We start from the raw sequence: 4485 nt of genomic DNA, 5'->3' as shown, positions 1-4485 counted from the left end.
GTTCAAATCCTGTCGTCCCGACTCGAAAGAGTCGCAGGTCAGGGGCCGTTTCAGAGAGATCTGAAACGGCCCCTGACTCGTTTTCGGGGACCAGCTGGGGACCAACTCGCCTTGACCGGTCAGCGGGCGACCACGATCGGGCTCGGCAGGGACGGCGGCGCGCGGAGCGCGCCGAGGTGCGCCGAGGGCGCGGTGCCGGCGGCGGTGAGCTTGTGCGCGTCGGGGTCGGGGCCGGCAGCCAGGATGCGCTGGGCGACGAGGGGGCGGATCTCTTCGATGACGGGGACTTGGTGGGCCCGCTTGCCCTTCGTTCTCTTGTCGACGAGGCCGCCGGGAGCCGGGGTGGTCTGGCGCCGGACGGTCCAGATCCATTGGGTGGTGTGGAGGTCTCCGACCTCACGGCCGGAGACCTCGCCGATGCGCGCGGCCGTACATGCGGCGGAGCGGACCACCTCGCCCCAGCCTCGGTAGGGCCTCTGCCGGCCCGTGACGCGCGCCGGGTCGACCTTGATGACGCCGCCTAGAAGAGCTTGCTCCACGACGGGGACCAGGGACCGTCCGTGGACGGCAGCAGGGATGCCTGCGAGGCCGCCACCGACGTTGCCGACGTGTCCGTTGTCGTCGAAGCCCACGTTCTCGTACAGCCTTCGGGGCATCGAATGTACTCCGCCCCTGTCCTCACCGCATCAGTGGCTGATGCGTGGCCGCCTCCCCAAGATGCACGCTACGCGCAGGATGTTTGCTTGAGAATACTTGGAATTCGGTTTTCTTGAGCAAGTGTTGACATCACATCTGACTGCCCGCCAGAGTCATGCCGCACACCGGTCCGTCTTCGCACCAAGGAGCGCCATGCCCAAGTTCTCTTCCCTGTCCCGCCGTTCGCTGATGGGGGGAGCGGTCGCCACCGGAGCGGTCCTGGCGGGCCTCGGTTCGACGGCGCCGGCCGCGTCCGCGGCTCCGGCTCTGTCGGCCGTCACACCCCGCCGCCGATCTGGACAGAAGACCATGATCAACATCGCATACGACGTCCACCAGACGGTGCGCGTCGGTGTGATCGGGCTGGGCAACCGTGGCTCCGGTATGACCACAGGCTGGTCCGTCGTGCCGGGCTGCACCGTCACCGCGGTCTGCGACATCCGCGCCGACCGAGCCAAGCGGACCGCCGACCAGCTCGTCGCCACGGGCAAGCCCCGGCCCGCCGAGTACGGCGGGTCTGGCGACTCCTACGCGGAGATGCTGCGGCGTGACGACATCGACCTCGTCTACATCGCGACCCCGTGGGAGTTCCACTACGAACAGGGCAAGGCCGCGCTGACGGCCGGCAAGCACGTCATCGTCGAACTGCCCATCGCCACCGAGCTCGACGAACTGTGGGACCTCGTCGACACCTCCGAGCGCACCCGCAGGCACCTCATGCTCGCGGAGAACTGCAGCTATGGCCGCAACGAGCTGGCCATGCTCAAGATGGGGCACGAGGGCCTGTTCGGCGACATCACCAACGGACACGGCGGCTATCTGCACGACCTGCGCGCACTGCTGTTCTCGGACACGTACTACACCGACTCCTGGCGCCGGCTCTGGCACACCCGTAGCACCGCCAGCTTCTACCCCATGCACGGCCTCGCGCCCATCGCCGCCGCCATGGACATCAACCGCGGGGACCGGATGACCACGCTGCGCGCCACCGCGACCGAGCCCAAGGGGCTCGCCGACTACCGTGCCCGCTTCGTCGACCGCTCGCACCCGTCGTGGAACGAGACCTACATCAACGGCGACCTCGTCACCTGTCTCATCGACACGGCACAGGGCCGCGTCATGAGAGCCGAACACGACGTCAGCTCGCCCCGCCCCTACAGCCGCATCAACAGCCTCGCCGGCAGCCGGGGCATCTTCGAGGACTACGCGGGGGTCTCCTCGGCCGACGGCGGACGTATATACGTGGAGCCGGACCACGGCGGTCACAGCTGGCGCGACTTCGGCTCGTACCGCAAGGAGTTCGACCACTGGCTGTGGAAGAAGATCGGTGACGACGCGGTCAACAACGGCGGGCACGGCGGCATGGACTACGTGCTGCAGTGGCGGACGGTCCAGCTGATGCGGGCGGGCCTGGTGCCCGACATCGACGTCTACGACTCTGCCGCCTGGTGCGCCCCCGTTCCGCTGAGCGTCACCTCCCTGGCCGCCGGCGGAAAGCCCGTGGACATACCGGACTTCACCCGCGGCGACTGGGTCAACCTCCGGACCGGCCTCGACTCCCGCGCCTCCGACATGCCGCCCGTCGCCTGACCCCCTCCCCTGAACCCGCTTCCACAGGAGAAGACATGAGAATGCCACGCGGCTGGACGAGCCCCCTCAGAGCCGTCGCCCTCGCGGCGGCCGTCGGCCTGTTCCTCACCCCCACGCATGCCTCGGCGGCACCCGCTGCGGCCTCCGCCCCGAGCGCCGACGCCAGGACGGAAGTGGGCATTTCCCCGATCGACCTCGACGGGCCCGCGATCTCCACCGTGAAGGTCACGGTCAAGAACGCCGGTCCCGACCGCATGCGGTCACTGAAGATCTCCTTCGCCGGACCGGTGGGCTGGGCCGTACAGCCCTCCGCCCAAGAGGTCGACGGGAGCTTCGCCGTCGGAGCCTCGGCAGAGGCCGTCTTCCGCATCCAGGTGCCGGAGCGCCGCCCGGGATTCAAGGAGTGGACCTTCAGCGCGACCGCGACCTACCGCGGCGGGGACGCTCTCGGCTCTGCCACGGCCACGCGATCCGAACTCAGCGGCACCCCGCTGGCGAACCTGACAGCCGCGTACAACAACGTCGCCGTCACCGATGAGGCCGCCACCACCGCCGGCAACTACGACGGCGAGGGCAACAGCTTCTCGGCACAGAAGCTGGCCGCCGCCGGCCTCACCAGGGGCGGCGCCGTGAACACTCTCGGCGCCCACCTGACCTGGCCGGACGTCGCACCCGGCACCAAGAACAACGTCTCCAGCGCCGGCCAGGCCATTGCGCTGTCCGGCTCGGGTGGCAAGCTCGTCTTCCTCGGATCCGGCGTGGGCAGCGGCGCGACCGGCAGCGCGACCGTCCACTACAAGGACGGCACCACCACGTCGGGCACGTTCGGCTTCCCCAACTGGTCCTTCGCCCCCGCGAACGACCACGGCGCGACCCTGGTGGCCTCGTCCGACGGCCGCAACCGCCCCGACGGATACGGCAACGCGGGGATCGCGTACCGCGTGTTCGCCCACGCCGTCCCGCTGGACCCCGCCAAGCAGGTCGCGTTCGTGGTCCTGCCCAGCAACGGCGCCATCCACATCTTCGACATGGCCCTCGCACCCTGACCCAGGCCGGGACCACGGCCGAGCGCGCCCGGGTGACGATGACGCATTCGAGGGGTCGTTGCAACGCGGGTTCGGTTGATCAGAACGCCAGCAGTCTCCGCAGGCGCTCGGCTGGGGCTCCCCAGCCGAGCGTTCTGCGTTGGAAAAGCCGACGATGCGGAGCGGGCGGTCAGAAGCCGGCGAGGACACCCAGCAGCCGCGCCACTTCGGCCGCCACCGCATCGCGCGCCGGGCCCAGGTACTTCCGCGGGTCGGCGACGGAAGGGGCCGCCTCCAGTCGTTCGCGGACCGTGCGGGTGAAGAGCTTGTTGAGGTGGGTGGAGATGTTCACCTTGGTCATCCCGGCGGCGACGGCCTTCGCGAGATCCGCGTCGTCGACACCGGAAGAGCCGTGCAGGACGAGCGGGATGTCCAGAGACTCCTTCAGCCGTGCGATGAGGTCCAGGTCGAGCACGGCGTTCCGGGTGAGCATGGCGTGCGAGCTGCCGACGGCGACGGCGAGCGCGTCCACGGCCGTCGCCTCGGCGAAGGCGCGGGCCTCGTCGGGGTCCGTACGGACGCCGGGGGCGTGGGCGCCGTCCTTGCCGCCGACCTCGCCGAGCTCCGCCTCGACCCAGACGTCGGCCCGGTGGCAGTGGTCGGTGATCAGACGGGTGGCGGAGACGTTCGCAGCGTACGGAAGTTTTGACGCGTCGAACATGACTGAGGTGAAGCCGAGTTCGACGGCCTCGGCAACGAGCGGAGCCGACTCGGCGTGGTCGAGGTGGACAGCGACCGGTACGGCGGCGGCGCGAGCGATCGCGAGCGTCGCGAGGGCGATGGGGGCGAGGGAGCCGTGGTAGCGGACCGTGTTCTCGCTGATCTGCAGTATGACGGGCAGCTCGGCGCGCTCGGCCCCGGTGACGATCGCCTCGGCGTGCTCGATCTGTACGACGTTGAAAGCGCCGACACCGGTGTTGGCTGCGCGCGCCGGCCCGACGATGTCGTCGGTGGGAGTCAGAGGCATGGGGGTTCTCCATGAAGCGTGACGAAGCTGCGGGAAGGGGAGGGGTGATGGGGGAACGGCCGGGGGGGGTGGGGGGGGTGGGGGGGTTGTCGAGGGGCGGGGGGGGCGAAGGCGGGGTGGTGGGGGTGTGGGGCTCGGTGGTGGACG

At 69.7% G+C, this 4485-nt stretch carries 4 protein-coding genes; 2 read left to right on the top strand and 2 right to left on the bottom strand.

What is annotated here, in order from left to right; translation table 11 throughout:
* Positions 1 to 119: 119 nt before the first annotated feature.
* Positions 120 to 656, bottom strand: a complete 537-nt coding sequence (locus tag ACFVZH_RS39875) for a hypothetical protein (protein WP_384905492.1) — start codon at positions 654 to 656, stop codon at positions 120 to 122.
* A 193-nt stretch (positions 657 to 849) separates the two neighbouring features.
* Between ACFVZH_RS39875 and ACFVZH_RS39870 the strand changes: the two genes are divergently transcribed.
* The gene (locus ACFVZH_RS39870; RefSeq protein WP_384905490.1) at positions 850 to 2286 is read left to right on the top strand and encodes a Gfo/Idh/MocA family protein; all 1437 of its coding nucleotides are present in this window, start codon (positions 850 to 852) and stop codon (positions 2284 to 2286) included.
* A 41-nt stretch (positions 2287 to 2327) separates the two neighbouring features.
* Positions 2328 to 3332 (top strand): NEW3 domain-containing protein, encoded by a 1005-nt coding sequence (locus tag ACFVZH_RS39865; protein ID WP_384905494.1) that lies wholly within the window; start codon positions 2328 to 2330, stop codon positions 3330 to 3332.
* Between the two features lie 169 nt (positions 3333 to 3501).
* On the opposite strand, the gene ACFVZH_RS39860 is transcribed toward ACFVZH_RS39865, so the two are convergent.
* Positions 3502 to 4338: a ketose-bisphosphate aldolase gene (locus ACFVZH_RS39860; protein ID WP_384905489.1), complete on the bottom strand. Its 837-nt coding sequence runs from the start codon at positions 4336 to 4338 to the stop codon at positions 3502 to 3504.
* Positions 4339 to 4485: the final 147 nt, after the last annotated feature.

This window comes from Streptomyces sp. NPDC059534, assembly GCF_042743475.1.
Classification (GTDB): domain Bacteria; phylum Actinomycetota; class Actinomycetes; order Streptomycetales; family Streptomycetaceae; genus Streptomyces.
The sequence above is the reverse complement of the archived record's forward strand: the minus strand, read 5'-3'. Positions and strand labels throughout refer to the sequence as shown.

Coding starts and splice junctions, on each gene's coding strand:
- ACFVZH_RS39860 (WP_384905489.1), bottom strand. CDS start 4,338: ATGCCTCTGACTCCCACCGACGACATCGTCGGGCCGGCGCGCGCAGCC.
- ACFVZH_RS39870 (WP_384905490.1), top strand. CDS start 850: ATGCCCAAGTTCTCTTCCCTGTCCCGCCGTTCGCTGATGGGGGGAGCG.
- ACFVZH_RS39865 (WP_384905494.1), top strand. CDS start 2,328: ATGCCACGCGGCTGGACGAGCCCCCTCAGAGCCGTCGCCCTCGCGGCG.
- ACFVZH_RS39875 (WP_384905492.1), bottom strand. CDS start 656: ATGCCCCGAAGGCTGTACGAGAACGTGGGCTTCGACGACAACGGACAC.